Annotated in this window: 12 protein-coding genes; 8 read left to right on the top strand and 4 right to left on the bottom strand. The window is 45.2% G+C overall.

The features are described from left to right. The first annotated feature begins 149 nt into the window (after positions 1-149). The 6 genes from VIM72_RS15275 to VIM72_RS15300 all read left to right on the top strand — a co-directional run bounded on the left by VIM72_RS15275 (position 150) and on the right by VIM72_RS15300 (position 7,466). Positions 150-2,336 (top strand): hypothetical protein, encoded by a 2,187-nt coding sequence (locus VIM72_RS15275; protein WP_332003692.1) that lies wholly within the window; start codon positions 150-152, stop codon positions 2,334-2,336. 9 nt (positions 2,337-2,345) lie between these two features. Further along, positions 2,346-3,425, top strand: coding sequence for an acyltransferase (locus VIM72_RS15280; protein ID WP_332003693.1), 1,080 nt, complete (start codon positions 2,346-2,348; stop codon positions 3,423-3,425). Positions 3,426-3,545: 120 nt separating this feature from the next. Beyond that, positions 3,546-4,979, top strand: coding sequence for an O-antigen ligase family protein (locus VIM72_RS15285; RefSeq protein WP_332003694.1), 1,434 nt, complete (start codon positions 3,546-3,548; stop codon positions 4,977-4,979). Beyond that, positions 4,976-5,692: a TolC family protein gene (locus VIM72_RS15290; protein WP_332003695.1), complete on the top strand. Its 717-nt coding sequence runs from the start codon at positions 4,976-4,978 to the stop codon at positions 5,690-5,692. The genes VIM72_RS15285 and VIM72_RS15290 overlap by 4 nt, the downstream gene beginning before the upstream one ends. Before the next feature lie 58 nt (positions 5,693-5,750). Continuing rightward, positions 5,751-6,518: a prolyl oligopeptidase family serine peptidase gene (locus VIM72_RS15295; RefSeq protein WP_332003696.1), complete on the top strand. Its 768-nt coding sequence runs from the start codon at positions 5,751-5,753 to the stop codon at positions 6,516-6,518. 6 nt (positions 6,519-6,524) lie between these two features. Next, a complete protein-coding gene (locus tag VIM72_RS15300; RefSeq protein WP_332003697.1) occupies positions 6,525-7,466 on the top strand; it encodes an alpha/beta hydrolase in 942 nt (313 codons plus the stop codon). Between the two features lie 70 nt (positions 7,467-7,536). On the opposite strand, the gene VIM72_RS15305 is transcribed toward VIM72_RS15300, so the two are convergent. The 4 genes from VIM72_RS15305 to VIM72_RS15320 all read right to left on the bottom strand — a co-directional run bounded on the left by VIM72_RS15305 (position 7,537) and on the right by VIM72_RS15320 (position 13,054). Next, positions 7,537-8,943, bottom strand: coding sequence for a right-handed parallel beta-helix repeat-containing protein (locus VIM72_RS15305; protein WP_332003698.1), 1,407 nt, complete (start codon positions 8,941-8,943; stop codon positions 7,537-7,539). A gap of 555 nt (positions 8,944-9,498) precedes the next feature. Beyond that, on the bottom strand, positions 9,499-10,755 hold the full coding sequence (gene metK / locus VIM72_RS15310; protein ID WP_332003699.1) for a methionine adenosyltransferase: 1,257 nt from the start codon (positions 10,753-10,755) through the stop codon (positions 9,499-9,501). A 21-nt stretch (positions 10,756-10,776) separates the two neighbouring features. Beyond that, positions 10,777-12,138, bottom strand: coding sequence for a DUF4270 family protein (locus tag VIM72_RS15315; protein WP_332003700.1), 1,362 nt, complete (start codon positions 12,136-12,138; stop codon positions 10,777-10,779). Positions 12,139-12,235: 97 nt separating this feature from the next. Further along, positions 12,236-13,054 (bottom strand): glycogen/starch synthase, encoded by an 819-nt coding sequence (locus VIM72_RS15320; protein ID WP_332003702.1) that lies wholly within the window; start codon positions 13,052-13,054, stop codon positions 12,236-12,238. A gap of 110 nt (positions 13,055-13,164) precedes the next feature. Between VIM72_RS15320 and panC the strand changes: the two genes are divergently transcribed. Both panC and panD read left to right on the top strand, forming a co-directional pair. After that, on the top strand, positions 13,165-14,028 hold the full coding sequence (panC, locus tag VIM72_RS15325) for a pantoate--beta-alanine ligase (RefSeq protein ID WP_332003703.1): 864 nt from the start codon (positions 13,165-13,167) through the stop codon (positions 14,026-14,028). Positions 14,029-14,142: 114 nt separating this feature from the next. Further along, positions 14,143-14,487, top strand: a complete 345-nt coding sequence (gene panD / locus VIM72_RS15330; protein WP_133811105.1) for an aspartate 1-decarboxylase — start codon at positions 14,143-14,145, stop codon at positions 14,485-14,487. Positions 14,488-14,507: the final 20 nt, after the last annotated feature.

Below are 14,507 nucleotides of genomic sequence, written 5' to 3' on the forward strand. Positions count from 1 at the left end.
ATATATTGTAAGGCATCTTGCCAAACATTATCTTTTTTTTACCATCTCCTCTGATATGCCAATCATCACGCCGGGACAAGGCAGATATACAGCAATGTATGTATATCCCCCCTCTGCGTATCAATTAAAGTTTAAAGGAAAATTTCTATATGGACATCGTGTATTTTATAAAGGCATTGCTTAAAAAGAAATGGTGGATATTATTCAGCACCATTGCCGCTGTTGCAGCAGCTTTTGCCTTTACCATCGGCAAACCCAAATTGTACGCCTCCACCGCCCAGATGGCAACCGGATTCACTACCAATGAACAGATCAAACTGCGCGACGAAAATGTAAACCTTTTTGAAGCAGACGTTAAATTTGATAACGTTATTGAAACCATGAATTCCCCAATGGTGATCGGGCTTCTCGCCTGCGACCTTATAATACATGATCTTACCAGCAATAAACCATTCCGGAACCTTTCAGAAAAAGACCTGAAGGATCCTCATTATACCAGCGCCAATAAAGAAGAAGTAGTACGCATCTGCCGGCAGAAAATTGACTCCCTGCAGATACTCTCTTCTTCCTTGCCAAATGAAAGAAAAGTACTGGAGTTTATGAAGGTGTACCGGTACGACTATGAGTCTATCCGCAAAATGATGTATGCAACACGTCTCTCCCGTACAGACTACATCAATATTATCTGTTATTCAGATAACCCCGATCTATCTGCCTACACCGTTAACACCCTTTATAAAGAATTTATCCGCTTTTACCGCAGCTCACGTTCAGAACGCTCTGTTGAAAACGTGGAAACATTTGAAGCGTTGGTAAACCAGAAGAAACGGGAACTGGATCAGAAAGTGGAAGCACTCAGGGGTTATAAAACGCAACAAGGTGTATTAAACGTAGAAACTGCCAGCGGTAACGAATGGGACCTGATCAAACAGTTTGAAAAATCTGTATCAGATGAAAGGGCCAATTACAACAACCTGCAGGCATCTCTTAATAATATCAACACACAACTGGCACAGGTTGGCAGTGGCAAACCCGCCTACTCCAATTCAAATGGGGAAATAATTGCCCTGAGAAAACAGATCAACGATCTGAATGACCAATACGTAAACTCCGGCTCCACTGATAATGTATTAGCAGAAAAGATAAAGACCCAGCGCGCCAGGTTGCAGAAAGTACTGCTGGATGCATCCAGTCCCACCGGCAAAGTAAGTACCCGCGAAGAACTGATCCAAAGCAGGGATGCACTGGAAGCGCAGTTAAGCGCATCAAAGCTCAATATCAGTACCCTGGAAGGAAAGATCCGCAACCTCCGTTCTTCCGTTGGCTCTTATGCCAATAAAGAAGCCACTGTTACCTCCCTGCAGCAGGAAGTGGAACTCGCGCAGGATGAGTATAACAAACTGAAAGAAAAACTGGGCTCCGCACTGGATAACAGGAATGTGCCACAGGATAACTTCCGCCAGACGTTGAAAGGACAACCTGCTTTTACGCCTGAATCATCCAAGCGACTGGTGATTATGGGCATGTCCGGCATGGCGGTGTTTATGATCTGCTGTATCGGGATCCTCTTCAGGGAGTTTATGGACAACTCACTGAAATCGCCTTCCGTGTTTAACCGCAACTCTAACCTGAAGCTGATTGCCACTATCAATCATACTAATCTTCAGCGCTATAAACTGCTGGAAATATTACAGCGTAAAACTGATGAAGCACAGTGGTTAAAAAGACAAAATGTTTTCCGTGAATTGTTGCGGAAACTCAGGTATGAGCTGGAAAGCAGCGGCAAGAAGATCTTCCTCTTTACCAGTACAGAACCGCAGCAGGGCAAAACCACGCTGTTGCAGGCCGTTGCCTACAGTCTTAGTTTAAGCAATAAGAGAGTACTGGTGATTGACACCAACTTCTGTAATAATGATGTGAGCGTACAAATGGAAGCAAAACCAACACTGGAATATTTTTCAGTACCACCTTCCGAGTTCACTATTGAAAAGGTAAAAGCAATTACCACTACTTACGAAACACCAGGTATTGAAATCATTGGTTGTAAAGGTGGCGACTATACGCCATCAGAGATACTGCCTCCCAACCACCTGCTCAATTACCTGCCCGAACTGAAAAAATATTATGATTATATACTGATGGAAGGCGCGCCGCTGAACGATTTCACCGACAGCCGTGAACTGTCTGCCTACGCAGAAGGCGTGGTAGCGATCTTCTCCTCTCATCTGAAAATGAAACAGATCGACAGGGAGTCTTCTGAATTTCTTGAGTCGCTTGGCGATAAGTTCCTGGGAGTTGTTTTGAATAATGTAAAAGAAGATTATATCGAGCTTTGATTTTTAAACATGCATCAGCTGACTTTTAAAGACATATTTAGTTTGCGCCCCGAAAAAAGCGAATCGCGTTATGCCTGGATCGACTATGCCAAGGGAATAGCCATTATACTGGTGGTTTACCGGCATTTGGCCTATGGTCTGGTTGCAGCAGGCGTATCTATGCCCAAGGGAGTGCTGGCTACAAATGATATGCTTTACAGTTTCAGGATGCCTTTGTTTTTCCTGCTGTCGGGTTTGTTTTTCGGGAGAAGTGTTGCCAAGCGGGGCGCGTTGAATTTTGGAATATCGAAGGTGAACACCCTGCTGTATCCCTACCTGCTTTGGGCAGTGATACAGATCAGCCTGCAGATTTTCTTCCCGGAATATTCCAATGCAGACCGGTCGCGCAGGGATTTCATGAATATTATCCTGCAACCCAGAACACTGGATCAGCTATGGTACCTGTTTGCATTATTTAATGTAACCATGCTGTACCTGTTTACATCACAGTTGATCAAGGGAAAGAAGGGCTGGCAGTTATTGGTTGGACTGGCATTACTTGGCGTGGCTCCTTTTGTGCAGAGCAGCAGCGCACTTTACGACATTGCATTGCATTACATCTACTTTGCCATCGGGGATATTCTTGCCGTATATTTTTTCCGGAGCGAAATACAGGACATGCTGTCCAACCCGGTGAACCTGCTTTTGCTCACGCCCGTTTTTTGTTTACTGCAATGGTATTACCTGTATCATCAGCAAATGAACCTATATATACTAATGCTCATTGCGCTTAACGGATGTTTGTTTGTGATCATGCTGGCGTCGTGGCTGGCAAAGCTGCAGAAGCTGCAGTTCCTGAATGTAATTGGTCATTATTCTTTGTATATCTACCTGCTGCATGTTACCATATTTGCAGGGCTGCGGGCCGCACTGATGTCTATTGGCATTACCAACGGCATCACGCTGCTGCTGATCTGCATACCATCGGCTATCCTGCTTTCCATCATCGCATACCGTATACTGGTAAGGGTTGGATGTAGCTTCCTGTTCAAAGGTAAATTTGGTATTGGCCGTTTAAATAAAAATATAATGACGCATAGTTTTATATGAAAATGCAACCAAAGAAAAAGCCGATAGACCAACATCTTCACCAGGTGCTGATTCTCATCTTTATAGCGCTTACAATTATCGCTATGGCTGTTAAAATAGTATTCTTATAAATTGGCTTAAGTGGAAATTGCTAAAAAAAATATCTTCAACATATTTATCATTACCGGCTGGGTAATACTGATCCCGGCAATTGCCTACATCAGCGCACAGGAGATAAAATATGTTGCATTGCTCATCGGGCTGGTGATAGGAAGCACCGTGGCAGCTGTTTCCCTGCTGAATTACCGTGCAGGTTATTTTATATCCTGTACCGTGGCGCTGACCGTACGCTTACTGGAACGGATGTCCGGCACCGAAATACCTGTGGGCGTACTGATAGATGCCATCCTTCTAATAACGCTGCTGGGCAGCCTGCTGAAGGCCGGCGACGACAGTATTAAAAAAGTGGATTTTCTCCGGGACCCGGTGCTGATCAGCTTCTACATTTACGCCGGCTATATTGCGCTGCAGTTCTTTAACCCGGCGTTTGTATATGACCGGCATGGCTGGACCACCTTCGCCAGGGTGTTTGTGCGGAACATGATCTTTATGTACCTGATCATGAAAATGATCCGCAACATGAACGATCTGAAACTATTCCTGAAGTTCTGGATCATCATACTTACCATCGCGGCGTTTTACGCGTGTATCCAGCAATGGTTTGGATTAATGCCCTTTGAAAAGGCGTTTATTGCAAAGTATCCTGAAAAATTCAAAACAGTTATTATTCTCACCGGCATACGTATTTTTTCGTTCGTGTCTGATCCCGCTGTATTCGGTGTGATCATGGCCTGTGGCTGCATAATCAATATTGTATTGCTTACCAGCTCCAGCAAAATGATAACAATGTCAAAGAAAATATTCCTGGTGATATCTCTGGCGCTCCAGTTTATGGCGTTGGGTTTTTCAGGTACCCGCACGGCTTATATCATGGTGCCTATGGGTCTTATTATGATGCTGTTCGTAAACCTGCGGAACAGGAATACGGTGATAGGCGCTGTGGTGTTTGTATTTGCTTTTCTTGTACTGATGTTTGGCCCTTTTCACGGCAACTCAACCGTGGTCAGGATGAGAACCGCCTTTTCCGGTTCGGAAGACGCATCCCTTAATGTGAGGGAAGTGAACAGGCACCGTATACAACCTTATATCTACAGCCATCCTATTGGCGGCGGTTTCCTGAGCTGTGAGCCAGGGTCCGGCAGTGAGCTGGATGGGTTTCCTCCGGATAGCGGTTATCTGCGCACCGCACTTGAACAGGGATGGGTAGGCTTATTGCTCATCATAGCAAATATTTACCTGGTTATGCAATACATGGTGAGCAATTACTTCGCCAGCAGAACAGAAATGGAAAAACAGTTTACACTGGTGATCCTTTGCGTAATGTTTGCACTGGTAGTAAGTATTTACGCCCAGGAGTCGTCTGGCCTCATCGAATCAGCCCTGCTTTACTATGCCCTCAATGGCATCTCTATAAAATTAAAATATTTATTATCATCTCCAAATATCACAACATGAAACGAGTACTATTCTTTTTATTAGTAGCATTAACAGGTACAATGGCAAAGGCCCAAAGAGCCGATACCAGCATTGTGCTTCGCCTGCCGGCCGACCTGCCAACAGTGGCCAGGTTAAAAACAAGACTGGTGGAACTTGCCATGGAAAATCCACAGATCAAAGCACTGGACATAAAAAAACAGATCACCAAATACGATGAGAACAGGGCCAAAGCCGGCTGGCTGGATATGATTGTGGCCTCTGGTAACCTGAACGAATTCACGATTAAAGGAGGCGGCACTACTACCAACAATACTTTATACCCCAGGTATAACTTTGGTATCAATGTACCGCTCGGTCATTTAATAAGCATTCCTAACGAAGTAAAAACAGCAAAAGCCAACGGTAAAGTTTTTGAACAGCAGAAAGAAAGTGAAAAACTGGCGCTGAAATCTGCTGTACTGCGCGCTTACGAAGACTACTCCACCAACAAACAACTGTATGAGCTGCAGCTGCCTTTACTGGAAGACGCTTATAACCATTACAAACAAACCGAACAGAAATTCTCTAAAGGAGACCAGAACACTGCTGTAGAAGGTTTGAACGAAGCATACCGCATTTATAACGCAGAAATGGTGCGCAAGGTAAACCTGGAGAGAGATGTAAAACAATCGAAGTTGGTACTGGAAGCCATTATCGGCACTACTATGGAAGAAGTATTGCTGCATTTATAATATAGTGGTTAGTGAACATGGTATCCGGCAATGCGGATCACTGAAAATAAAATCAAGAATGAGAGTATTTCTTATTATCGCACTTATGCTGCAGACAATATCAGCGTCTGCGCAGGATTTAAAACCATTCAAACAGATTGAGGTGCAGATCACACCCTGGCACCATATACCGGCGTTGTTAAAACTGCCGGACAATCCGAAAAGTGGGAAAAGATATCCGCTGCTTATTTGTCTTCATGGCAGAAGCATAGCCGGTACTGATGTTACGAAGATCTTCAGACAAGGTGTGGCAAGACAAATGCATGAAGGAAAGAATATTGATGCTGTGAATAAACTGGACGGCAAAAAATATGAATTCATTGTAATGGCGCCACTGGCCACCAGCTGGTCGCTCGGTCCTGAACACCTGGATGTCGCTATTACAGATGTATTAAAAAGATACCCGATCGACTCATCCCGTATTTATATCACGGGATACAGTGCCGGCGGATGGTCTGTAGCGATGGCCGTAACTGATAAAAGGACAGCAAAAAGGGTGGCTGCAGCAGTAAATATGTCGCCTGCCACTATTGATGCAGAAAACCTGAAGAGCTTCCAGGTAACTGCCCAGAACAATATTCATGTGTGGTATTTTGGAGGAAGTGATGAGCCGGTTTTCCTGGGCAACTGTAAACTTTATGCCGACAGTACAAACAAGTACAAACCGGGGCTTACAAAACTGAGCATCGGGAATCATAAACACTGCTGCTGGGAACAGTATTACAACCCCTCCTACCGGGAAGACGGGATGAATATTTACGAGTGGCTGCTGCAGTTTAAAAGATAAACAGGAATGGCTGCGCGCACTAAATGGACCTTAATATTAACAGGGGGTGCAGCGCTGCTGCTGGCGGGGGTTTTCCTGTTCATTAAACAGCAACAGGAAACCACTCCCCTTAACGATATCACGCGCAGGGCGGCGCCGGGCTCATTTATACAGCTGAAGCAGGGAACCGTTCATTACAGCCTGGCTGGTCCGGACACTGCGCAGCTACTGGTATTGATACATGGAGGCGGCTGCACCGGTATAGAAGTATGGAAGAACAATATTCCGTATCTCCTCTCCAAAGGTTACCGGGTATTGTGTTACGATCTTTATGGGCGGGGGTATTCCGACAGGCCGGAAACGGTATATGATCTCAAACTGTACCGGGAGCAACTGGTGGCCCTGCTCGATACGTTACAGCTCCGGCAGCCGTTTGATATGATTGCAATGTCGATGGGAGCGCCTATAGGATTGGACTATGCAGCGGGGCATCCGGATCGTGTGAAGCAGATTATACTGTTGGGCCCCGCAGCCAGCGGGGATCTTCAACCGAGTAAGTTACTGCGGTTCCCGGTAATAAGAGATCTGCTGATGAGCGGTTACTGGTATCCCCGTGCGGTAGAAAACCAGCGGAAAGAATTTGTGAACCAGCCATTGTTCAACAGTTATGCAGAGCGATTAAAATACTTTATGAATTTCAAGGGGTATAAACGCATCACGCTTTCATCCTGGATGAATATGTTGAATCAAAGCCAGCTTTACCTGCTGGAAAAAATTCCGCCCAAAAAAATATTCCTCATCTATGGGAAGCAGGATCCCTTCTTCCCAAAAGAGAAATTAAGTTCTTATACTGCTTTATACCCAACTTTAGAAGTACATGAAGTAGACAGCGCCGGGCACATGCCTCATTATGAGCAGCCACAGGAAGTAAATGCACTGATGTGGAAGTATCTCGAAGGGAAAAAATAATGCCCGGTAAAAAGAAAACAGCCGTTCCGGTAAAACCGGGCGGCTGTTTCATTATCTGGTGATAGTATTATCAGTTGGTTCTGTAACCGGTGGTCAGCAGTGCCGAACCGGATGTAGGCTGGTAGAAATTATTGGTATCTACACCTGCAGCCGCCACGGTTGCGAATTTGGAATTGGCATCAGCACCGGTTCCTTCTGTAACAGAAGCGCCGTTTTCTGTATAGATATATGCGTTAAGCGCGATGGTGCCACCATTTACCCTTGGCTGGATAAAGGCATTGTCTTTCACGATCTGCGCTGCGGTCATACCAAAGTAACCATTTACACGAAGCGATACGCCGCCTGTTCTGGCAATGGTATTGTTAGTGATCTGAACAACCGCTTTATCAGTTCCTCTCAGGCTCACGCCATCTCCCTGGTTATCTCTTAACAGGTTGTTGTGAATGATGTGGGTAGCGCCATTTTCGCCGGATCCGTAAAACTGGATCAGTTCACCCCAACCATCGTGTACGTAATTGTCGTGCACATTGGTATTGGTAGTACGGCCCCCGATCAGGATACCGCCGTTATGGCCTGAGTTATGCTGACCGCCCCAGCTGGTAACGGTGTTGCCATAGATCTCCAGTTTATCAATAGCAGCAGTTTGGATACCATCTGCACCGCCGTTTGACACGCTGTTGTTATAGATCTTTACATTGCGCCATTTGATGGGCTGTACATACTGCTGTCCGCTTACAAAACCGGAAGGATCGCCGTAGTAAGGCGCGTTAGCAGTCAGGTTCCAGTAAAGGGCAGTATGGCCAATGTAAAACGCCTCGTTGTTGGTACCGCTGATAGCCACATCGTGGATCAGCAGGTTGTCCATATAAGAGTTAGGATATTGGGTAGACAGATCTCCTTTTACCGGGTCTGTTTTAGCCCAGATACCTGTTCCGCCGTTATGTATGGTAACATTGGCGATCTCGAAGTTATCGGTATGCTGGCTGAGGGTAAAGTCGAAATATGCTTCTCTTCCTGCCTGGGTGCTTCCTTCTATTACAAATTCAGATTTGGATTTTTCACCGCCTGCTTTTACATAGTGGCAGTTTACAAAACTGATGGCAGTAGCCCAGGAGCCACCGCTCCAGGATGGATTGCCAATTTTAACTACGGTGCCGCTGGCGTTTTTAACTATAATAGGACTGCCTGCAGCGCCTTTCAGGTTATTAAAAACGATAGCGGAAAACGTTCCCTTCAGATTCAGGATTTCACCTGCTTTATAAATGCTGCCGTCTACCACCAGCCTGCCGTCCTTATCAGGAACAAGCGTATACTGCTTCCCGCCAACAGGGGGCTTCGCTGCAGTTTCAGTTGGATTATTTTCTGGTACTAGCTGGCTTATTTGATCCTTATTGCAACTTTCTGTTGTGATAACTAAAGCCAGTGCAACGGATACGAATGTGAACATAGACAATCGTGCGGTAATGTTGTGCCTCATGGTTTTTCAGATATTATATGGTTTCAATAAAAAGCTCACAATTACGCTAAGTAACTGCAATTGATTCAAGTGATATGGATTCGGTCATTCAAGAAATAATGCACTGCATACAATTGTCTCCGGAAACAATTTCAACGGTCCATCTTAATTTATGGCTGCGAATATCCAGAAAATCCGGACATAAAACAGCATCTAAACGGACGTCCTCCGCGAAATATTATATGCCCGAAACGGGGCAATATAAGTTATAACGGATTTCGGTAATCCAATTGGCGCCACCATGCATTTAACGGCAAATAGACCGAACCTACAATGCGCTTATCTGGCCTGAAACGCAGGCCAATCAATAATATTACTATTAAATATACTATATTTTTAACAGTAATATGTAACTTTTTTTGAAATCTTTAGAAAAAAAATGAAAAACTTTTCCACATTTATAAAACGTGGTAAAAAGAGGCATCAAAATGAATAAAAAGATACAAGGCTTTAAACAAAAAAGCCGTCTCAAAAGTTGAAACGGCCAGTTTGTAATTATATATACTTCCGGGGCGATTATAAACCGAAAGCGGCTTTTACTTTGTCTACATAGTCCAGCTTCTCCCAGGTAAACAGCTCAACTTCCACGCTCTTTTCGTGCTTTTTGCCTTTGTTGAACACCTTGGTTACCACCTTTGGTTCGCGGCCCATGTGGCCATAGGCGGCAGTTTCGCTGTAGATAGGATTACGGAGTTTCAGTCGTTGTTCGATAGCATAAGGGCGCAGGTCAAAGATCTCTTCGATCTTCTTAGCAATTTCACCATCAGTCAGTTTCACTTTGGAAGTACCGTTGGTATTCACATAAATACCACAGGGCTTGGCCACACCAATGGCGTAAGATACCTGTACCAGTACTTCATCGCACACACCGGCAGCTACCAGGTTCTTCGCAATATGACGGGTGGCATAAGCTGCAGAACGGTCTACTTTGGAAGGATCTTTACCGGAGAAAGCGCCACCACCGTGGGCACCTTTACCACCGTATGTATCCACGATGATCTTGCGGCCTGTTAAGCCGGTATCGCCATGAGGACCACCGATCACAAATTTACCGGTTGGGTTGATGTGGTGATTGATATCGAAGCCTTCGAACAGTTTTTGCAGTTCCGGTTTCAGCTGGGCTTTCACGCGGGGGATCAGGATATTGATCATATCGTCCTTGATCTTTGCCAGCATTTTCTCGTCGCTGTCAAAATCATCGTGCTGGGTGGAAATCACGATAGAATCGATTCTTACCGGTTTGTTATCATCAGAATATTCAATAGTTACCTGTGATTTGGCATCGGGGCGCAGGTACTTGATATCTTTATTTTCGCGGCGGAGCACTGCCAGTTCCAGCAACAGTTTATGAGCCAGGTCCAGTGCCAGCGGCATATAGTTTTCTGTTTCACGGGTAGCATAACCAAACATCATACCCTGGTCGCCCGCACCCTGTTCTTCAGGGGATTTACGATCCACACCCTGGTTGATATCCGGAGACTGCTCATGTATGGCTGAAAGAATTCCACAGGAATTCGCTTCAAACATATACTCACTCTTTGTATAACCAATTTTACGGATTACTTCTCTTGCAATATCCTGCACATCGAGGTATGCCTCTGATTTCACCTCACCTGCCAAAACAACCTGGCCGGTAGTTACAAGCGTTTCACAAGCTACTTTAGATTTTGCATCATATGCCAGAAAGTTGTCGATCAAAGCGTCAGAAATCTGATCAGCTACTTTATCAGGATGTCCTTCTGAAACGGATTCAGATGTAAATAAATAAGGCATAAAAAACTGGGATTAGTAGTTTTATGGTTTAGTGTAAATAATTCTGAGCTTGATATTATACTGGGAGAGGTTGCTGCCTCCAACTTTCACACGGTTCAGGTCCATGTACAGGGGCGAGTATCCTTCGAGCCTGAAACCTTTGTTGGCATCCAGTTTCCTGATAAACCGCTGTACGGTGTTGGCAAGGTTAAAGGTATACTGAACTACCTGTACGCCTCCAAAGTTGGTAATCACCTGGCGGGTGCCGCCAAAATAGGCTGCGCCTCCTCCTGTATAATAATCTGCGGGGATCTTGGTGGTATCACCGTTTGTATACTGGCGTAAAGATAAGCTTCCTGGTTCAATAAATATATTATTCATATCACCCGGCCCGGAAGTTATTTGTGTGATCACCAGTTCCGCTTTATTGATCAGCACATTCGGGAAGTTCTCAAGCCCAGGTATGGTCAGGTTAGTGAACAGGCCGGGAGCAGCGTTCAGGAAGAGGATACTGTCGCCGTTCGGGTTATTGGTATTAATAAACCTGGAAGCCTGTGATCCGTTATAATTGCGGGTGAAATAATTCGCATGGGCGCTGGCATACTGATCGAACGCCATGGTGGCACGGAGCGAATCATCGGTGCTGTTTTTATAGAACACCGTGAGTTTGGTATTGGTATTATTAAGATTCAGGTAGATCATGTTCCGGTTGGTACCAAGATTGGTATCAGGAACAATCGCAAAACCTTTCAGGTAGGCACGGAAGGCGGAATCTGTGGCGAAAGCGCCATCTGATTTCTGGGCGAGCAGGTCATTACCGAAGGCATTGCTCAGCTTAATACGCAGCTGGGCGGTTTCCTTGGTGCCGTAAACGCTTACAGAGTCGCGGAGCGACAACGGCGTAACGGTAGCAGTACCCAGCAGCTCACCGGGGTTATAAGCCAATGGCTTGTTATATGGATAGCTGGAATCAATCTTGAAATTGGTTTCAGTCATCCGGTAAACCCGGAAAGTCTGAGGTGCAGCAGAATCGCCGGTATAACCGGTATAGCTCAGCGACAGCACCACGGAATCCAGCGTTTGCCCGGTACCTTCAAATGTAAAGGCGCTTTTTGGCAGTGATACCTGCGTATATACGAAGGCGTGGGTTCTGCCAAAAACCGGGTCGGTGGTAACTGATCCCAGGATCTTGTTATAGGCGTTTTGTCCGTTTAAAATGGAGGAATCATACCGGAGTATGTTGTTGGCGATAATACCGTTGAGCGTTGTGTCCTGTGCATTTACAAAATCACCGGGAGGAATTAAGCCACTTCCGAGAATAGTGGATTTGTTACAACCGGTGGCGCCGTACAACAGCGTAATATAGGTGGCTAAGAAGCTAAGGTTCCTGAAATTGATCTTCACGCGTTATGTTGTTAGTGAGTATTGGTTTTACTGCCCGAACATGCTTTTTATACGCTTTAAATACGCTTCAACTACGCACTAAAGGTGGACTTGATGGTTATTTACCCAGCAATTGATGATATAATTGCAGGTAATCGCCCAGGTCCTCATTGTCTTTTTTAAATGGCAGGATGATCTTTCCTTTTTCCGCTTTCACTTCATCCACTACTTTCTTTTCCAGTTTATCACCGGCCAGTACAACAGCGTCCGCATATTTGGCCGCTCCCCTGTTCAGCGCTGTATTGGTACCATCCTTGAACAGCTCCATATCTTTTTCCTTGATCTGGTTACTGATCGTGGCCTTCTTCACAAAGGTAGTGCCTAACTTTTCCTTGAATGTGTTGGGAGTCAGCGAATAGATGATCTTTGAATTGGCAAATACCGGCTCTTTTTTATAGGCCGTTTTCAGATACATAGGTATCAGAGAGGTCATCCAGCCACTGCAATGAATGATATCCGGAGGCCATCCGAATTTCTTTACCGTTTCCAGGGCTCCTTTACAAAAGAAGACAGCTCTCGCTGCATTGTCGTCAAAAAACTCATCGTTTTCATCGGCAAACACAGTTTTCCGCTTAAAATAATCTTCATTATCCAGGAAGTAAACCTGCAGGCGGGCGTTTGGAAGCGATGCTACCTTGATAATCAACGGATAATCGTCCCCGTCAATCACAATGTTGATCCCCGACAATCTTACGACCTCGTGCAAACGGTGTCTTCTCTCATTAATAATTCCAAATCTGGGCATGATCACTCTCACTTCCAGGCCAGCCTCATTGGACTTAATTGCCATTTTATTGACCATTGCCGCGTAATCACTCAATTCCAGGTACGGCGACATCTCTTGGGCAATAAAAAGAATTCTTTTCTTTGTGGACATTTAACGCTGATTATTAATGCAGTAATTTTTAATTTGGCTTGCAAAATTACGGATTTTTTACGGAATATTGGTCAATCTGTCAGTTTTAACATCCTTTTAAGCAATGATTTATGTATCTATTTAAGCGCAGCGCGGACCTGAAGAAGCACCTGGACCTGGTAAGAAAAAGCAACAAAAGCATTGGTTTTGTGCCCACTATGGGAGCGCTCCATGCCGGTCACCTGTCACTTATTCAGGCGGCCAGGCAGGAAAATGAAGTGGTCGTTTGCAGCATCTTTGTCAATCCAACTCAGTTTAATGATCCAAAAGATTTTGAAAAATATCCTATTACTATTGAAGAGGATATAAAGAAATTAAATAACGTATCAACAGATATTCTTTTTTTACCATCAGTGGAAGAAATGTATCCTGAAGGCCTTAAAAGTGATCTGCATTACGACTTCGGCAACCTGGAAACTATTCTTGAAGGCAAATTCCGCCCCGGGCATTTCCAGGGCGTGGGCCGCATTGTTCACAAGTTACTGGATATTGTGCAACCGGACCAGCTTTTTATGGGACAAAAAGATCTGCAGCAATGCCTGATCATTCGCCGCCTCCTGGAAATAACCCACTCCCCCGTGAAACTGGTGGTATGCCCCACCGAAAGGGAAAAAGACGGCTTAGCCATGAGCAGCCGCAATACACGCCTCTCTCCCGCTGCCCGGAAAAAAGCCACAGGCATTTACCAGGCGCTCATTCATATCAGGGATAATTTCGGAAAGGGCCTTCACTTCCTGGAAGGCGCCCATGAAGCTTTTGATGCGCTCAAAAAACAGGGCTTTGAGCCCGAATACGTAGATATCCTCCGGCTGGAAAATGGCAGCCTCGTTCCCCTGGACCAGCCACCCGGAAACGCCACGGTAGTGGTAGCAATTGCCGCCTGGCTGGATGGCGTTCGCCTGATCGATAATATGATACTGCAGGGAAGTTTGTAACCTCACTCCGCGGGGGATGCGGCAAACACTGCATTACTGCTGCATCCCCTGTTCGATCTTCCATATTTTTTCCCTAGCTTTGCAAACGCTCTATAGCGATAAGCCAGTATAATTATGCAAATCGAAATTTTAAAGTGTAAGATTCACCGCGCAGTTGTTACGGAAGCCAATCTGCAATATGTTGGAAGTATTACGATTGACGAAGACCTTATGGACGCCGCTGGTTTAATCGAGTATGAAAAAGTGCAGGTATTAAACGTAAATAACGGGGAACGCCTGGAAACCTATGTGATCAAAGGAAAGCGCGGTTCCGGCGTAATCTGTATGAATGGCCCGGCCGCCCGCCTTGTTGCCCCGGGTGATATAGTGATCATTATTTCCTATGCCACTATGGATTTTGAAGAAGCAAAAAAATATACGCCTATTGCCATTTTCCCGAAAGAAGGAAATAAACTGTAAACCCATACTGTACCTGTTTT

Origin of the sequence: Chitinophaga sp., assembly GCF_036569185.1 — a bacterium.
Taxonomy (GTDB): Bacteria; Bacteroidota; Bacteroidia; order Chitinophagales; family Chitinophagaceae; genus Chitinophaga.